14 protein-coding genes and 4 pseudogenes are annotated in these 16,291 nt (G+C 60.5%); 5 read left to right on the top strand and 13 right to left on the bottom strand.

The features are described from left to right. The coding region (locus NCS02_RS35270) for a reverse transcriptase domain-containing protein (RefSeq protein WP_350029942.1) at positions 1-926 on the bottom strand (926 nt) is incomplete at its 3' end. A gap of 441 nt (positions 927-1,367) precedes the next feature. Here NCS02_RS35270 and NCS02_RS35265 point away from each other — a divergent pair. Beyond that, positions 1,368-2,414 (top strand): IS110 family RNA-guided transposase, encoded by a 1,047-nt coding sequence (locus tag NCS02_RS35265; RefSeq protein WP_250508262.1) that lies wholly within the window; start codon positions 1,368-1,370, stop codon positions 2,412-2,414. Between the two features lie 1,247 nt (positions 2,415-3,661). On the opposite strand, the pseudogene NCS02_RS35260 reads toward NCS02_RS35265, so the two are convergent. Both NCS02_RS35260 and NCS02_RS35255 read right to left on the bottom strand, forming a co-directional pair. Next, positions 3,662-3,823 (bottom strand): annotated as a pseudogene (locus tag NCS02_RS35260) (SAM-dependent methyltransferase); the annotation flags it as partial. Between the two features lie 242 nt (positions 3,824-4,065). Next, positions 4,066-4,415 (bottom strand): annotated as a pseudogene (locus tag NCS02_RS35255) (LbetaH domain-containing protein); the annotation flags it as partial. A 235-nt stretch (positions 4,416-4,650) separates the two neighbouring features. Between NCS02_RS35255 and NCS02_RS35250 the strand changes: the two are divergent. The 3 genes and pseudogenes from NCS02_RS35250 (at position 4,651) to NCS02_RS35240 (ending at position 7,220) form a co-directional block, all read left to right on the top strand. Next, positions 4,651-5,364 (top strand): LbetaH domain-containing protein, encoded by a 714-nt coding sequence (locus NCS02_RS35250; RefSeq protein WP_250508261.1) that lies wholly within the window; start codon positions 4,651-4,653, stop codon positions 5,362-5,364. Positions 5,365-5,385: 21 nt separating this feature from the next. After that, positions 5,386-5,568, top strand: a pseudogene (locus NCS02_RS35245) (amidohydrolase family protein); the annotation flags it as partial. Between the two features lie 299 nt (positions 5,569-5,867). Beyond that, a complete protein-coding gene (locus NCS02_RS35240) occupies positions 5,868-7,220 on the top strand; it encodes a hypothetical protein (protein ID WP_250508260.1) in 1,353 nt (450 codons plus the stop codon). A 58-nt stretch (positions 7,221-7,278) separates the two neighbouring features. Here the strand turns inward: NCS02_RS35240 and NCS02_RS35235 are convergent, their stop codons facing one another. From NCS02_RS35235 to NCS02_RS35205, 7 genes are all read right to left on the bottom strand, one after another. Further along, positions 7,279-8,475, bottom strand: coding sequence for a hypothetical protein (locus NCS02_RS35235; protein ID WP_250508259.1), 1,197 nt, complete (start codon positions 8,473-8,475; stop codon positions 7,279-7,281). Positions 8,476-8,606: 131 nt separating this feature from the next. Then, positions 8,607-9,086: an SET domain-containing protein gene (locus NCS02_RS35230; protein WP_250508258.1), complete on the bottom strand. Its 480-nt coding sequence runs from the start codon at positions 9,084-9,086 to the stop codon at positions 8,607-8,609. A 358-nt stretch (positions 9,087-9,444) separates the two neighbouring features. Then, complete coding sequence (locus tag NCS02_RS35225) at positions 9,445-9,723, bottom strand: HU family DNA-binding protein (protein ID WP_250508257.1); 279 nt, start codon at positions 9,721-9,723, stop codon at positions 9,445-9,447. Between the two features lie 307 nt (positions 9,724-10,030). After that, the gene (locus NCS02_RS35220) at positions 10,031-10,339 is read right to left on the bottom strand and encodes a hypothetical protein (protein ID WP_250508256.1); all 309 of its coding nucleotides are present in this window, start codon (positions 10,337-10,339) and stop codon (positions 10,031-10,033) included. Between the two features lie 533 nt (positions 10,340-10,872). Continuing rightward, positions 10,873-12,027 carry a PDDEXK nuclease domain-containing protein gene (locus NCS02_RS35215; protein ID WP_250508255.1) on the bottom strand — a complete coding sequence of 385 codons (1,155 nt, stop codon included), beginning with the start codon at positions 12,025-12,027 and terminating at the stop codon, positions 10,873-10,875. Between the two features lie 457 nt (positions 12,028-12,484). After that, positions 12,485-13,375 carry a hypothetical protein gene (locus NCS02_RS35210; RefSeq protein ID WP_250508254.1) on the bottom strand — a complete coding sequence of 297 codons (891 nt, stop codon included), beginning with the start codon at positions 13,373-13,375 and terminating at the stop codon, positions 12,485-12,487. Between the two features lie 151 nt (positions 13,376-13,526). Continuing rightward, positions 13,527-13,970 carry an SET domain-containing protein gene (locus tag NCS02_RS35205; protein ID WP_250508253.1) on the bottom strand — a complete coding sequence of 148 codons (444 nt, stop codon included), beginning with the start codon at positions 13,968-13,970 and terminating at the stop codon, positions 13,527-13,529. A 74-nt stretch (positions 13,971-14,044) separates the two neighbouring features. On the opposite strand from NCS02_RS35205, the gene NCS02_RS35200 reads away from it, so the two are divergent. Next, a complete protein-coding gene (locus tag NCS02_RS35200) occupies positions 14,045-14,266 on the top strand; it encodes a hypothetical protein (protein ID WP_250520367.1) in 222 nt (73 codons plus the stop codon). Between the two features lie 83 nt (positions 14,267-14,349). Here NCS02_RS35200 and NCS02_RS35195 read toward each other — a convergent pair. The 3 genes and pseudogenes from NCS02_RS35195 to NCS02_RS35185 all read right to left on the bottom strand — a co-directional run bounded on the left by NCS02_RS35195 (position 14,350) and on the right by NCS02_RS35185 (position 16,081). Then, positions 14,350-14,546, bottom strand: a pseudogene (locus tag NCS02_RS35195) (HU family DNA-binding protein). A gap of 155 nt (positions 14,547-14,701) precedes the next feature. Next, complete coding sequence (locus NCS02_RS35190; RefSeq protein ID WP_250508251.1) at positions 14,702-14,977, bottom strand: YlcI/YnfO family protein; 276 nt, start codon at positions 14,975-14,977, stop codon at positions 14,702-14,704. 87 nt (positions 14,978-15,064) lie between these two features. After that, entirely contained in the window at positions 15,065-16,081 is a 1,017-nt protein-coding gene (locus NCS02_RS35185) for a DNA-binding protein (RefSeq protein WP_250508271.1), read from the bottom strand. Positions 16,082-16,291: the final 210 nt, after the last annotated feature.

Genomic DNA, 16,291 nt, shown 5'->3' with positions numbered 1-16,291 from the left:
TCGCGCAGTTTCAGCAACGCCTCTTCGGCCTTGCCTTGTTTGCACAGGATCACAAGATCATCCGCATAGGTCACGATCCGACTGCCAAGACTGCGCGGAAGTCCGAGCTTCTTCCATGCCAGCACAAACCGGCGCATATAAATATTCGCCAGCAGTGGTGAGATGGGTGAGCCTTGCGGAATGCCACGTCTGCTGTCTTTGGCCTCCGTCGTACGTTTCTTCCGGCCTCGATCGTCGGTTTCTTCAACGGGGCATTCCAGCCACATCCGGATCAGATGCAGCACGCGCCGATCGACGATGCGTCGCGCAAGCGACAGCATCAGTTCGGCGTGTGGAATACTTCCGAAGTAGTCCGCAAGGTCGGCATCAACAACGTCAGTTTGCCCTCGATGCAGCCGTTCCTCCACCTCGATCACCGCTTGCTGGGCGTTTCGCCCCGAGCGGTAAGCGTACTGCTCTGATGGAAGGTCCGCTTCAAAGATCGGTTCGAGCACCAGCATCGCTGCTGTCATGCACACCCGATCACGCAAGGTCGAGATGCCCAGTGGCCTCAGCTTGCCATTGGCCTTCGGGATAAACACTCTTCTAATAGGGTCCGGCCGGTAACTCTCCTGCCTGAGCGCAAGCGCCAGTTCGCCGAGCCACTTCTGCACCCCGTACGCTTCGATCTCCGCGAAGTCCTGCCGATCGACACCCGGCGCGCCCCTGTTCGAGCGACACTGGGCGTACGCATGCGCCAGCACATCCTCGCGATAGATCTTGTCGTACAGCGCGTAGAAGCGGTAAGCGGCTTCTGCCTTCGCTTTCGCGTGTAACGCCATCTGCAGCTTCTGAACACTGATCGGAGTTGATAGGTTGCCCAATCTCCACGTCCTCACTACGTATTGCGTCTGTCTTGAACTGAGGCCCCTTCCCTCCACCGGCATTACCCAGCTTCACCAGTACTACGGGCCTCTCCGTCATCCCAAGGCGCCCGGCCTGTCCCTCGCGGGCGTCCGGTTGGTCATCCCTGACCACGCCAAGGGACTTCCCGTGTTGCGTACGCTTTCCTTGTGTACATGCTGTCGCCACTACCCCGGCGCAGCGACTGGGCGTCCCGCCTGCTCATTCGCCCAGCCGTATCAACCTTCCCCGATAGGGTTGTCGGGTCGGCCTGCGCATCGACCTTTTCGAGGTTTGCTCGGCGTTCACTCGCGTTACGGCCTGCACACTCGCGCTGTCACCAATTTGTGACACGCATCACCGAAGGCTTCAGCCACTTCGTTGCCTCCATAGCTGCTCCGAATTAGGAAGGACTTTCCCCATCCCGTGGCGAACGATATGCCACGATGGTTGGTGCTGGCAATCCATCTGAGAAGGGGAAAGTCATGAACAAGATTACTCGTATCGGCGTCGATCTCGCCAAGAACCTGATCGTGGTACATGGAGTCGACTCAATGGAGCACGTGGCAGTCAGAAAGGCGATCCCAAGGCAGAAGTTTCTCGAATGGTTTGCCAATCTTGAGCCCTGCCTGGTGGCCATGGAAGCCTGCAGCGCAGCCCACTACTGGGGCCGAAAGCTACGCGCGCTCGGCCACGAAGTTCGCCTGATCGCCCCGCAGTTCGCCGCAGCCTACCGCAAAGGCGGCAAGCACGTGAAGAACGACCGGCTGGACGCAGAAGCGATCTGTGAAGCCGCGAGCCGACCCCATATGCGTTTCGTCGCGCTGAAAACCGCTGACCAGCAGAACGTGTTGGTGCTGCACCGGATGCGCAGCGGCTTTGTCGAGGAACGTACGGCACTCGTCAACCGCCTGCGTGGCGAACTGTTTGAGTTCGGTGTGTTCCTCCCACAAGGCATCGACGCGTTCCGTGACCGCTTCGTCGAGGCACTGGAAGACGGGACCACGGAGTTGGACGGTATCGCACGCACCGCGCTCCTCGCAGGCTGGCATCACATCCAGGCCCTCGACGAGCAGATCGCGTGGTGTGACTCGCAGATTGCTGCGCGGGTCAAACATGACGCCAACGCGCAACGCCTGATGGCCATCGTTGGTATTGGGCCGCTCACCGCGTCGGCCGCCGTCGCAACCGTCGGTGACGCGCACGTGTTCAGGAACGGACGGCGATTTTCCGCCTGGCTCGGCTCGGTGCCCAAACAGGCCAGCAGTGGCGGTAAGACCCGGCTTGGTCACATCACCAAGCAGGGCAACACCTATCTGCGCACCCTGCTGTTCCAGGGTGCGCGCTCGGCCCTGACAAGCGCTCACCGGCGAACCGATCGGCTCTCGCGCTGGATCGTCCAGCTGCATGCACGGGTCGGCTGGTATCGAACGCTGGTGGCCATCGCCAACAAGCACGCGCGAATCCTCTGGGCGATCCTCGCCAAAGGCGAGCGCTTCGATCCCTCCTATACCCCAATCCGTCCATCGTGACTCGAGAACCGCACCACGATCCCTGAAACGCAGGAGACCACCGTACAGCACCCCAAAGGGGCCACTCCCAACACAAGGACGCAATAGGCATGGATAGCGACAGGTCAGACCGGCAGCAGGCGAACTCGAGGAAGCTCCAGGCGACGCATCTCATGCGTGGCGCCGCGCTCCGGATGGAGTCCTGCTGCGCGGTTACTATCCGGGCCCGGGCACAGCAGCGGCAGTGCCCCAACAGGCCGATTATAGGTGTGCAGTCTGCCCCGCCGCCGATCCGCCATCGCGTCTGCCACAACATCGGAATCAATCAATGACCGAATGAACCACAGGCTTGCAAAAAGGGAAAGTCCTTATAGGTTGCTTCCGGCTGGAGCGGTTGCCGGGCGGGGTTTGCACCCGCTGGAAAGCGCCACCTTTTCACGGCGCACACCCACTTCAGCCAATCAACGCTTGCTGCCATGGGCGTCTCTTGACGGGGTGCAACAGTCGTTCGCTGCAGTGTATGGGTAGAAAAGCCGACCCACACGAGAGCGGCGTAAAAGTTCGTCGTTGTGCGAGAGCGCTCGACGAACCGGAGAAAGTTATGAGTCTAGCCACTGCCACGTCGCACAGTCGTTTCGGGCGCGCTAGCGAAGAAGGGTCGTTGCGCCCTTGCATACCGCGAGCACGATGGTCGGTGCGCGATTAGAACGCCGCCTTCCCCACCGATGCGCCACCGTCAACGAATAACGTCTGTCCAGTAATGAAGCCCGCGTCCAGCACAACAAGAATCCGAAGCCGATTAAATGGAAGTACGACGATCCATCGCGCCGAATGCGGCCGGTGCCATTTCACTGATGCAGTGAACTAGGAATTATCTTTGTCGGGGCGCTATTCGCGACGCTGCACCTCGAACGCTGGCATCCGCGGCTGATGGGGGGCAGTGCTGGGCGCGTTGATTGGTGTTGCGCTGATCGAAGCGGTGCCAATTGTTTCGTAAGAGCGTGCTTCGTCGAAGGAACGCTGCGAGACGATATCCACAACATACCCTCCGAGCGAGAACGTCGCCCCGTTCTTGAGGCCCCTTCTGCTCAAATGTGGATAAGCAAGAAACAGTGTTTCGCCACCTGGGCGCAGCGGGCTTTATGATTCGCCACCGACTAAGCCTGGAAGCAGACGATCTTCGGCCATTTTGGACTCCCGTTAACACTTACGCGGGCGCCCGTGTCGCGCTCGACGTATGACAAGGCGCGGGCCGCACGAATTGCGGTTCATAGCGCATTCTTGTAGATATACCGACGCGACCACTGCAGCGTCTTCGCGCTGCACCCCGCCTTGCGGCAGACCACCTGCTAGATAGACACGTCGTCGTTCTCGAATGCGTACGAGCATCCCGCGAGATAGACGCGCCAGATCCGGAAGTGCTCGTCATCTCGCTGCGGCGGCGTCGCGAAGCTGCAACTGCTCGACCACATCATCGCGCATTGATACGTCCCGGCTGTCGGTAAATACGTCGAGTTGCTGCATCGTCGTTGCGCTCAAGAAGGTCCACGAAGAGCGTACAGGCTAAGCGAATTTCGCCGCGTCAAAAAAACTGCGATGCGTCATTGCACGCAACGCTGGGTTGATCCGTCGACTGTAAAGGAAAGCGACGCATTATTGAGATGCCTCCTCAGACATCACTTCCGACGATCGTGTCGCCGGCGCGTTGGAATGCATCGTGGGCATCGGCGAACGCCGGTTCCTCCTCCTGCATGTAGAACGGAATGTGCTGATCCAATCGTTTCGATGCCCTTGATTGCCGGCCATCGTGAACGTCGCGCCGCTTCCGATCGAACAGAAACTGCCGACGATGAACCGGTCGCCCCCCGTGTCTTAGGCGCCGAGGTAGCGCGCGCAGTCATCGAACGAATGCCCGTGATAGTAGCCCGCGTAATAGCTGTATCGCCACACGACGATCTTGGGATGGGTGACCTGTGCCGATAGCGGCTGGCTCTTGAAAAGGCCGTCGAAGTAATTGTCCATTTCGCGCCACGCTGGAGTGTGCAGTGCTCCCACTCTAAGCGGATCGAACTAGATGAACGTGAGGAACAGCTTTCGTGTCGAGCAAAGAGGCGAATTACGCGTGAAAGCCGCGTCTTTTCGACGCTTTCGGTACCCGCACTCGCTGATACGATTTCGGGATCTGGTGGCCATGATCCCCGACCTTCGAGGCATCGCGGCCGTTCGCATCGCGCATCGCTCTTAGTCCGCCTAGCTCATGAACGTCAACACTTCCGATGATTGCATCGGCATTCTGCCGAATCACCCTCTCTCGCGGCAATTTATCATCATGGGATACCGCGACGGTACGTACTCGGCCATTCCGAACAATTTCTTTCGCAACTGGCTCGATGAAGAAGCCACGGTCGGCACGTTCAGCATCGGCCGCGGATCGGGCATAGGCGTCGGATCGATCGTGAAATACGATGCGGGCGCTCAGAAGCTCGTCGTCGGCAAGTTCGTGTCGGGCGGCTTGCGTCTCCGGTTTCTGCTCAACGGCCAGCATCCGATGAACACGATCTCGACCAAGCTGTTCTCCGGCTACGGCGACGGCTTGCGCAATGCGCCCATGCCGCAATACGCCGATACGGTGCTGCGCAACGACATCTGGATCGGCGACGAAGCGCTGTTTCTCGGCGGCAGCATTATCGAATCGGGATGCGTGATCGGCGCGCGTGCCGTCGTGCCGGCCAACTTCCGCAGCGAGCCGTATGGCATCTACGTCGGATCGCCCGCGCGACTCGTGCGTTTCCGTTTTCCCGAGAAAGTGCGGGAAAGCCTGCTGGAACTCGCATGGTGGGATATGCCGCTAAGCTGGATCAAGGAACACAACGAGGCCTTTCTGCAGGATCTGAAAGAAGACGAAGGGCGCGCGCTTGAGACGCTCGCGGAACTCAAGCGTCTCAAGCGTTCCGTGATCGAAACAGCTTGATCGATCGGGGGCGAGCAGTTTACGTGTACCGAGGCGTTCGGTGCAAATCGCTGTATGTTCGAGAGCAACTTTTAGGTCAACAAAGGCTCCTATCCGTTTAGCAACGGCTGGAACGCGTTTAAACGTCTGACCGCGGATGCGAGCGCACAAGATCGACAAGCTCTTTTCCGGAGCACGGTAACGAATGTTTATCGCCTCGCTTGAGGCGAATTCCGGTCTGATTTTCTCAAGGCGGGGTCGCTCATTTGGCGGCCTGGCGCAGCAGTCTCTCCCTGTCTGCGTCACAGAAACCGTGCATAACCGGTGCGGCTGGTCAGCAATCCACCGGGGTGCAGACGCTAAACACGACCGACCTCAATGTCGGCAAAGGCCGAGGACGCGACCGTCCCCACATATCATGACGCCGCGCTAACGGACGAGGGGTTTTCGCATAGCAGCGGCCGACGATCCCTCGCATATAATCCCAAGTTGAAAAGTCAATGCGCCGCACTGGAGCTTAAGCTATGAGTCAGACCCGCGGGCGAAATGCGGGGTACCGAGAAAAGGCGAACAGCCGCCAGCCTCATCACCTGTCTAAACCGAACTTCTCGTCCCGCAATCGTACGTCCTCTCAGTCGCCTTCCAAAGAACCCGCCCCGACGGCCTCGATCATCAAGACGCGGTCATTTCAGTTCTTGGTCGATGCGGTCGGCGCTGAGAATATCGCGTTGGCGCTGGATTCCACTCTTTCGCGTGTCGCGGAGCTTACGAAGGGCGAAAGATTTACGCCCGAGACGGCCTTTCACATGGAGACCACGCTCGGTCTGCCTCATGGGTTTTTCGATCAGCCCTACCCTGCCCTTTCGCCCGAACTCATTGCTCGCTTGAAAGCGCCCCTCGAGTTTGTTCGAACGGACGACGGCGTGGACGAGGACGCCACGACGCAGATGGTATCGGCATCGGCGCCGGCACCGGCCGTTCAACTCACACAAGAACAGTTGTTTGTTGCGGACGGTGCGTCCGAGGATGTACAAATGCCATCTAAGAACGCGAAGAGCCCGCATAGCAATGTGAAGACCGGTCAAGCTCAACTGGCCAAGCAGACAACCGGCAAAGCCGCTGCAAAAACCGCTTCCGGTCGACGGGCAACAATCGAAGCAACATCGCCCCAACAATTGAGCCTCGACGATGGCACCACGGTCGAGAGCATCCGACGCGCGAACCTTCATGTGCTCACCGGGCGCAACGGATCGAAAGCCAAGCTCGGTCTCGTCATGGGAATGAGCGGGTCCAACATGGCGCATCGACTGCACGGCAAAAAGCGGATGGACGAGGCAGAAGCGAACCGCTTTACCGAGCGGCTTGGTTTGCCAACTGGCTGGTTGGACCAGCCGCGCTCAGAAGCGGAAATTCCCGAGTCCGTCTCAGTTCTACTCGCGCCCGCGTCACGCGCTCGCGCGAGCGCTCAAGAACAAGTGTCTCGGGCAGCCACCGATGACGCCGGCGCATCGGATGTATTGTCTCCTTCTCTTCGGGCGAGTGAGACGCCGTCCGCTACGTCTGCGAGTGAACAGGAGCCGATTGTCTCCGAGCCGCAGCTCAGTAGCGCAAAGGCCGTCGGTCCTTCCCCGACGAACGAACCGGAACAACCCGCCGCAATCGACGCGCACGCCGTGGAAGACGACGGCGGTCGCGTGCCGGCACGTGACCTCGCGAACGCTCAGTTTCCACCGGCTTCGGCAACAAGTCTGCAGGGTTTGGACGGTATCTCGCCAATAGCGGAAGCGCTGCTCAAGACGCTGGCGGGCAAAGCGCGCATAGGTCGACTAGACGAGCTGACGGCACTCGAGCTACTGCACAAAGCAGTATTGCTCTGACTCGGTCGCGCGTCGGCTTCAGTGCAGCTGCCGGTTCGTCGCGCCCGCCGTCCCGAGGTCAGGCCAGTTTTGTTGCGAGCACCTTCGCGATAAACGAGGAAGGCCCTCCGACGAGTTGTCGCACACGATCCTGCACGTCTGGCGCCGGAACGCCCGCTGCCGCCGCGGCCTCGACCGTCGCATCGTAAGCGTCGAGCACATCGATAGGCGCTATCTCGTAACCGTAGCCGGCATCCATCCATCGCAAAGCGCACAATCCGCAGGCCATTGCGAATGACGGCTGCTTTACTGCAAAATCGCGCGCCGCGCGCGTGAGCGTTTTGGGGTCTGTTGGGTGATTCTTCGCAAGCGACAGCGCAATATCCAGCAAGCCCGCGTCTTTCGCAGCGGCGAACCATTTGCCTAGCGAGCCGGGCTCCGATTCAATGAGATCGGCAAGAATGCTTTCTGGCAAACGATCGGGGTACTTCTTTGCGATTGCCCGAAAGGTCGCAAGGTAGGTCCCTGCCCGATTGGCAGCGAGCGCGTAGCGCTGATAGGCCTCCTCGGCCATCCCACAGTCGAGAAGAATCGCCTCGCAACGCCGTGCGATGGCGCCTTCCGGGGCGTTGAGTCCACGGCTCGATTCCGCCAGGCTGATCGCGTCGCCGGGGCGACCGAGCGAAACGAGGGACTCGACCGCCCATCGGCGATACCACCAGAATTTCAGTCGGTCATGGCTGACAAGCTCCAGCACCTCATCGAAGCGGCCGGCCGCGTGTAACGCGCTCAGACACGGTATCGTCCCGGCAAAAAATCCGTACTCGTCCGCCTGCACAATATGCCGGGTGAGCGGCAGCAATTGGTCTGCCCATCGAGAAGCGAGCTCGGGCGTGCCACATAAAGTGCCCCAGTGTTCCCCCAAACTCTCGATGTACGGCATCTGGTCCTCTTGTAACGCTTCGAACAGCCGTTCCAACCAGCGCTCCCGCACCGCCCGCGGCACGTCGGCCGCGGCGATCACCGGCACCAGCGCATCGATTGCGCGATTGACGGCGCTGCCCAAAGCGCCCGAGGAACTGTCCACCTGCTCAAGCGCGGGCGACAATTTTTCGAGCAGCAGGACTGCGCCCTCTGCGCCCAGCACTGGATCGATGCGCGCGGCAGAACGGATTTCAGAAATCGCTTCTTTGATGCGCTGGATCGGCAGCGCCGATTTCCACCCGAACGCCGAGCGTCTGAAGCGAGGCGCGAAAGTCCATTTATGTGCTGGCATGCGACTTCACCACTAAGAACTGCATTGAAAGGACAGCTATGCGGATGACAAATCTCGACGCCGATGACGAACATTGCAAAGTGCGATGCCGCTTCGCTCCGATTGATCACCCGCCAAGCTGATGGGCCGCTTCATGTAGCGGCGTTCCGGTCAGCCGCAAGCACGTGTGCCGCCCAGAGTGCCAACATGGCGCCCCGGCAACGCGCTGCGCCGCATCGACAGGCGTAGAGCTTTTTCAGCGCTAACGTCTTCCGACCTTCGACGAAGAGCCGATAATCAATGAACAACTCCTCGCCCGGCTCAATATCTCTCAGCGCTTGAAAAAAGACGCGACTGCGCTGTTGCTCAGCTTCACAGTTTGGTTCACAGCTATGGTTCACCCAGCGCGCCGAGTTGCCACCCTGCGCCCCGTCGATCACGCGCCCGTCATCAAGGTCGAAAAAGAATGTATGACCGTCTTCCGCCGCCGAGCGTTCATAGCGACGCTGGGCCACTGCCCACGAGATCAGCTTGCCCTTGTATTCAAGGATTGTCTCACCCGCGCTGATCCGGGCCACTGCAAACACGCCGCGTCCGTGAACAGGCGAGCGACGAACGAAGAAGCGACGCATAGAGAAAGGGGGCGGGGCCTAGTTGTCGGTGTGCCGGTGTGCCGGTGTACGTCTACGGATACGCGCGGCAGGCGAAAGGCTTGGCATAGCCGGAGCGACACATGCTACCGCTCGCTTATGCCCTCATCGACTCGCCGTCGCACGAAGCGAAAACCGTCAGGCGGCACGCTGGCGCGTTACCGCGATCGCATCGTCGAGATTTTAGGTGAGGCGCGCGGTCAGCGCGTCATGAGCCGCTCAATTCATCCCGATGGACGCGAGCGCCAAACGGCCGTCAAGCTGGCCAATCTGTTTCCGCTTGAGAGCCAGTTATTCTGAGTCGGCCGCGTGCATTCGCCCGCGCCTGAAGCTCGAGCCGTCAAGACGCGTTGATCGCGTCCTTGAAGGCCTTACCGGCGGAGAACTTGACCGTCTTTGCGGCGGCGACCTTGACAGCCTCGCCGGTCTGCGGGTTGCGACCGGTACGTGCCGCACGCTCGCCGCGGCCGAAGCTGCCGAACCCGACCAACTGCACCGCGCGCCCCGCACTCACCTCTTTCGTGATCGTCGCCAACACTGCGGTCAGCATCTCGTCGACCGCCACCTTGGTGTTTCCGGTTTGCGACGCCACCGCATCGAGCAGGTCCTGTTTGTTCATTGCGTTTTCCTCATTCTGGACTGACCGCTATCTTACCGAAAGGAAGCGACGGCCGAACGCCGAAACCATATCGAACGATACGCTGACGTTCGGAGGCCGCTTGTCGGGGAGATGCTGTCCTGATCCGTGGCTTCGCTATATTACAAACCTTTCAAGCGTGATAAGTCGTATTTGCACGCTTGAGTTAATGGCAGTAGCTTGCCACTGGCGACTAGCTTCGTCGGAGCCAGTCCATTCAGCAGTCCATCGGCCATACTCATAAGCACTATATATCGACTCTTCTAGTAGCTCAATTGGCGCGGCGAATCTACGCCGCGCGGCGCCCGTCGCTCGCTCCGACGTCGACCTGTTTCTGGGCGAGCTGTTCGACTTCATGCTCAAGCGCAGGCAGCCGGGCAAGTTGGACGGGAAGCAATGCGTAGGCGATGCGCAGCTCATGCAGGCGTGCCCTCCAGTACGGAACGCTTATTGGCAACGAAGCTGATGTTGCACGCACTGCCGTCACAACTTCCCGTATATGAGCGAGCTCACGATCGGCTTCCAGGGAGGTCCGCTTGAGCACGCCGGCCGAAGTAGCGGGGACGTGATGTTTTCCGTCAACTGCGATTGTCTTCATACGCTGTGCATCTCCTGATCCATTGAGAACAGCGTATCGAGGCTCTCGAGAAGTCAAGGAAGGATGCGGGCGCGTAACCGGCCTTGGGGCCTTGGCTGTAACGATGGGCCATGCCGGACTCACGCGAAGGCGTGAGCAGCGCAAGCGCTGCATCGGCCGACACCCTTCCTCTTTTTCAGGGCCCGGCGGCTTCCATGCGCATGTGCAACGCTCGCCCACCAGCGAATCCGCATTGCGAATCAGGCGTCGCACGCAATCGTCCACCGCTGCCTTCCGAACGCGACCCGCGAGCGCCGCGGCAACGAGGGCATCTAGGGCTCGACGACGTCAATAACCGGGATTTCGTAGCCGTAGCCGGCCTCCATCAATGCAGCGCGGACAGGGCACACTCCATCGCAAACTGCGCCTGCGTCGCCTCGTAATCTCGCGCCGCGCGGATGAGCGTTTTCGGATCGGTGGCGCTAGGCCGACCAGGAGACCAACGACTAATGCGTTGGGAGTAGCGAGCAGATGACAACCCTGCTATCGGTCTGTCAGTCCGGAGAGCGATCGCCTCCGTCGAGCAAAATGGGATGTTGCGCTTCCCATTCCCTACGGGTTTTCGCCAACTCCTCCGCGAGCAATTTTTCGTCGGGAAGCACTGTGTGATACTCGGCGGCAAGCACCTTGTTGGGCAGGCCGTCGAGCGCATAGCGTGCGATCGCTTCGTTGGTTCTTGCACAAAGAATCAGGCCGACTGGCGGGTTTTCGCCCGGCAGTGTCCAGTGTTCCTTCGCGTAATTACAGTACATGTGCATCTGCCCGACATCCGCATGATTCAGCTCGGTCAGTTTGAGATCGATGATTACGAGACAGCGCAGTCGTCGATGGAAGAAGAGCAGATCTACACGAAACCAGCTGTCTCCGATGCGCAATCGCCGCTGCCGCCCTACGAACGTGAAGTCGCCGCCCAGCTCAAGCAAGAAGTCCTCGAGCCGGTGGATGAGGGCGTCTTCAAGGTCGCTTTCCGAATACTCGTCCTTCAAGTCAAGGAACTCGAGAACGTAAGGGTCTTTGATCGCTTCTTCGGGCTTCATCGTGTCGCCCGGAGCTGCGACGGCGCCCTTGGCGAGCATTGCGCGCTTATCGTTGGACATCAACGTGCGGGTGTAAAACTGACTGCCGATCTGGCGTTCGAGTTGTCTCACGCTCCATCCACCACGCAGCGCTTCGCCTTCGTAGAACGACCGCTCTTCCGGCGATCGCGTCCGTCGCATTAGTCGCACGTAATGCGTCCAGGACAATGGAAAACGTTCAGCCAACTGCTGGAGCGAGAATTTCCGAATCGGTGATTCGGATTTTGTTCGCGAGGCGCGGGTCGCAGATTTCCGAATCACCGATTCGGTAATCTCGCTCGGCGGATAGCTCTGGTAGAAGAGGCGCATCAGTTCCAAATTGTCAGCGCCAAAGCCCCTTCCAAACTGCTTCGTCAGATCCCCTGACAGGCGTTGCAAGAGCGCCTGCCCATACTCGGCGCGCCCCTGCCCGCCCTGTTCCGATTCGACAATCCGACGGCCGACCAACCAATAGGTCGCAGTCATCAGTGCATTGATGCTCCGCGCTGCGGCACCCCGGCCGTCTTCCAGGAGCGCGACCACATCGCTGAGCGTGTCCCTGTAGGCGCCTTCAGGCACGAGCACATCGGTCATCTTTTTTGTTTCCACGCGTCTCTTTGGAGGGGGAGCGAGCCAATCGGTCGTCAATGTTGAGTGTGCACAAAGCTGGCAAGCATACGCGATGAACGACCGTCGCACATCTCACGCCTCTTTCTCGCCACACTTCGCCGGACGCGGCCATCCCGTACACCCGAGTCTCTCTAATTTTCTACCGCTATTTATTGCCTATCCTCGCCGACCTCGAACCGTTCGCTGGTTGGCACCGGTTCAAGTCCGTTCCCATGTGTGCGGCTGACCTCGTATTTTACGCGCAGCGCCCGCTGTCCGCGCCGCGCGGGTGATGGTCGCTCGGCAGGCCGAAAAAGGCGGTTCGTCGGAGGCGCTTCGAGATCCAGCCGAAGGGAGCACGGTACAAATTCAGCGAACTCGCCTGTTACGAAGGCCGCTGGCTCGCAAGTGAAGGTCATGCCGGTGAAGCGAGCGGCTCCGGTCATCGATGCTGCACTTTCCGTGTTGCCATGTATGCGTCAAACAGGCCAGTATGCAGCCGACTCAGTTCTTCGCGTAAGCTCACCAATTCGTGCTGGTCACCTTCATGTTCGCGACGCAAAATCTCCCCAAGCAAGGCCGTGGCACGCGACGCAGGTAGCTCTCGCTGCACGCGCGCCTCCCCCAGCCGACCCGCGAGCGCTGGCTTGACGACCAGTAGCCAGGCCGGAAACCAAACATAGTCCTCGATTTCGCCTGTGCCGGGAAACTCAGCATCGAAGCGCCGACGCAGCGCATCGAGCGAAGCGTCCCGAAGTCCGGCCATCAAGGTGGCGAACCGTGACGGTGCCAGCCACGCCAATTCTGCGAGTAGCGGCCACGCCGCATCGAGACCGGCCCCTCGATAGCGCGCTTCGGTCATCCAGGCGAGTGGCGACGGGATGCGCCACCACGATTCGATCGTGTTGACGGCGTCACTGGCCGCCGCCCAGTCCCCTGCGCGGAGCCATAGCGGCGCGGCATGGCTTTCGGTGTGGCTCCTGCAAAAGACCAGCGGTGCAGCGCGCTCGGCGAGCGAGCGCCAGCACGGTGTCGACCACGCATAAAGGTCCTTTGGAGGCAGCACCCGTTGCGCCGCAGGCGTTACTTCGTCCTCAAGGTGTCGGCGGACTGCGGTTAGCTCCGCGTGGTCCGTCAGTGGAAGGCTTGAGCCATTCTCGAGTTCGCAAACAAGCACCGTCATCGCCGGCAGCGCGCTGTCGTCAGGGTATTCGCTGCCGAGCTGCGTCAGTGAGGCGCGCGCGTCCCCCGCATGGCGACGCTGCAAGTGCTCCACGACGTCATTGCGCAGTACCACGTCGCGGCTGTCGGCAAATAAATCGAGCTGTTGCATGCTTTGCTGCATCGTCGTCGCACTCAGCAATGTCGTCGATGAAGAGCGATCAGGCTAATTCATTTCAATGCGTCGGGGAAGCGGTCGCCGTTGCTTTCGTCCGGCCTTTTCATGAATCACCGTGTGCCAGATGTGCCTCACGACGAGTACGCTACCGACGGGCATCCAGCATCGTGCCGCGACAGCGGCGAGCGCCGCACCGACATGCGTAAAGGCGCTTGAGCGCCGCCGTTCGGCGCCCTTCGACATCAAGCGCATAGTCGATGAAGATCTCCGCGCCCTCTTCGATCGTGCGTGTTGCCCGGATGAAGACCCGGTCGCCTTCCTGTTCAGCTTCACAGTTAGGCGCGCAACTGTGATTAATCCAACGCGCGGAGTTGCCACCTTGTGCGCCGTCGATCATGCGTCCGTCGTCGAGCCCGAAGAAGAAGGTGTGTCCGTCTTCCGCGGTGGACCGCTCACACCGGCGCTGTGCCTCTCTCGCCGAGATGATCTCGCCCTTGTACTCGAGGATTACATCACCGACGGAGATAGTCGCCGCGGCGAACACACCACGACCATGAATCGGCGAGTGACGGACGGCTATGCGGCGCATGGTTGACTCTCGAGCGTGAGAAGGAACGAAAAAATCTGCGTTGATGTGAGGACAGGCGATAATCGCATCATCGCATGTCAGCCTGTCAGGAAATGTCCGCTCTGCCTAGTCGCACGAAACTCAAACGCAAGCCGGCGCGCGGCACCCTGGTGCGCTATGAAGGCCGGATTGCGGAAGTGCTGGGCGAAGCCCGCGGGCAACGCGTCATGATTCGCTCCATTCACCCGGACGGACAGGAGCGCCGCACGGCGGTGAAATGGGTGAACCTCATACCGCTCGAGACTCAGCTTTTCTGATTAGGTCGGGACCCGTCGAACGAGTGATGCGACGGAAAACTCCCCGCCTGCGGCCGTCGCGCGCCACCCGGTCGTTGCTGCGCTCACGCCTGATTGACGACGTCTTTGAAGCCTTTCCCGGCGGTGAACTTTACCGTCTTGGCCGCGGCGATCGTGATCGTCTCACCGGTCTGCGGATTGCGCCAGTCCGCGCGGCGCGTTCCCCGGTGCCGAACGATCCAAAGCCGATCAGCTGAACGGTGTCGCCCGCCGCCACCGATTTCGAAATCGTCTCAAACATCGCATTAATCGCCTCTTCTGCGGGCGGTCTTGCTCGTCCCCGGCTGCGACGCAACCGCGTCAATCAATTCCTGCTTGTTCATTGGCGTCTCTTCCTCTCTATTGAAAACGACCACAATCTTACCGAACCGCTACGACAACGCGGAACCGCGGCTGCTATGAGGCAGCATCGACCACATCCAGGTCGAACAGATCCGAGGTCGTGCTGTGTGTGGACAGCAGCTCGGGCAAATCGCCCTTTCGAACCTTGGCCAGGGTGTCCGGCGACAGCCAGATTTCTTCCATCGCGTCGAGGCCTTCCTCGATCATCCGCTGCAAGAAGAAGGATTGCTTGCGCCCCGTGGCCTCGGCCAGCACGCGCAACCGCTGTTCGATGACGGGGTCGATGCGCACTGCCACGACCCGCAACTTGTTCTCTGCTGATCTTCTCATCCGTTTGCTCCTTTAGACCGTCGGCGCGACAGACGCACCGGCCGGCCGTGACCTGCTCGCCACTCTCTGGCGCCATCCGGTCATTATCTACGTGCGAGCTTTGGCTCTCGACGTTTTGCCAACGGCTGCCTTTCGGGCCGCTCGCCTGACTGGCGGACCGGAGTCTGCCGCGGGCATGCGCCGGGTCGGGGCGCGCGTCGTTCCGCGCAGCGTCTTCAACTGCTCCTGAAGTGACTTGTGTGCCGCTTCAATCGCGGCGAGCTTGCCTTGCAGCACGCCGGCCTGATGGCGGGCATCGCCCTGCTGCCCCTGCAGCGCCTCGACAGTGCGACGATGCTCGGCGTCTCGCTTGTCGGCTCGTTTGGTCGCCTCGGCCAGTTCTTTCTGAGCCCTGGCCACCGCGCTGCGTTCGCGATCGATCTCCAGCAGTGCCCGCTTTTCCGATGCGCGTAAGCGCTCCTCGGCACGGCCGGCGGTCTCACGGAGCTTATCCAAATCACGCGAGAAGGTGTGGCGCACCGTCTCGAGTTCTCGCTCGCGCACGAGCGCCTCTTCGCCGAGACGCTTGATCTGCGCCTCAAGCGCTTTACGCGTGGCGGCCTCCTCGGCCTGCCGCCGCTCCAGCTCCCGGATCTCGACCTGGGCCGCCAGAAGTGCTGTCGTACGCTGCTCCAGCGCCGCCTCGGTCCGACCCAACTCCTCGCGCGCCGCGACCACTTTCTGTTCCGCCTCGGCACGCTGCGCTTCAACTTCGTCGCGCAGGGACATCAGTTCGGCCTGTGCAGACGTCGTCGCCCGTGTCCACAGCGTCCCGATCAGCTCGCCTGCGGCGTCGCTCAGATCCGTCGGCAGATCCGGATGCTCGATACGCACCCGGCTTTTCTCGCGCAGCTCCGCCCAGAATTCGCTTAGCACCGACGCCGGCGTGCTCATGGTGCCGCGGCGCACGAGGTTGTAGAGGCGATTGGCAGTGGGCGCGACGCCAAAGCGAAAGAACAGCAACGCGCACACCTCGCGATAGAGCTCGCGCGTCTTCGGGAATTCGACTTTGAGGCGCTCGATATCGGCGGCTAGGCGGGTTTCGTCGGAGAGAACGTCGGGCATGGCCGCGAAAAGGATAAGCAGTGCGCTCATATTACAACGTAATCCGTTAGAGATCGAATTCAACCCGGCTATCGATTTGACATTAATGCTATAATGTTGATAAATATGCTCGAATCGTCTTGTAGGAAAGCGTCCCACCTTGAGCCTCACGCCGTCCCTGTCGCCACCGCTTGCCCTGCGGCCTGTGCCCCTCGAAATGCTGGCGATTCC

Origin of the sequence: Caballeronia sp. NCF2 (assembly GCF_023631205.1) — a bacterium.
Classification (GTDB): Bacteria; Pseudomonadota; Gammaproteobacteria; order Burkholderiales; family Burkholderiaceae; genus Caballeronia; species Caballeronia zhejiangensis.
This window is presented reverse-complemented; position numbering and strand designations above follow the sequence as displayed.